Origin of the sequence: Streptomyces synnematoformans, from assembly GCF_039531005.1 — a bacterium.
GTDB classification, from domain to species: domain Bacteria; phylum Actinomycetota; class Actinomycetes; order Streptomycetales; family Streptomycetaceae; genus Streptomyces; species Streptomyces synnematoformans.
Genome location: NZ_BAAAPF010000774.1, coordinates 1 through 533, shown reverse-complemented (window position 1 = coordinate 533; position 533 = coordinate 1). Strand labels below are relative to the sequence as shown.

Here is a 533-nt window from a genome sequence, read left to right as displayed (position 1 = left end):
CCGGGGCCGGTGGCGGCGGGCAAGACCGCGTTCGTCTTCCCCGGCCAGGGCTCGCAGTGGACCCGCATGGGCTACACACTCGCCGCCCAGGAACCGGTCTTCGCCGACCACCTGACCGCCTGCCGGGACGAGCTGTCCCGCTGGTGCGACTGGGACCTCCTCGACATCCTCGCCAGCGAAGACGAACACGCCCTGGACCGCGTCGACATCGTCCAGCCCGCACTGTTCGCCGTCATGACCGGCATCGCCCAACTCCTGCGCCACCACGGCGTAGAACCCGACGCCGTCATCGGCCACTCCCAGGGCGAAATCGCCGCCGCCTACGTCGCCGGCGCACTGACCCTGTCCGACGCGGTTGCGGTGGTGGCACTGCGGGCCCAGGCCATCACCCGCCTGGCCGGCACCGGCACCATGGCCTCCCTCCCCCTACCCCAAGACGAGCTGGGCGACCTGCCCGAAGGCGTGTACGTCGCCGCGGTCAACGGACCGCACACCACCATCCTCGCCGGCGAAACCCAACCCCTGACCGACCT

At 71.3% G+C, this 533-nt stretch carries 1 protein-coding gene; it reads left to right on the top strand.

The genetic code is table 11. The annotated features are described in order from the left end of the window. Window positions 1–533: acyltransferase domain-containing protein (locus ABD317_RS37620; RefSeq protein ID WP_344296650.1), on the top strand; the 533-nt coding region annotated here is incomplete at both ends.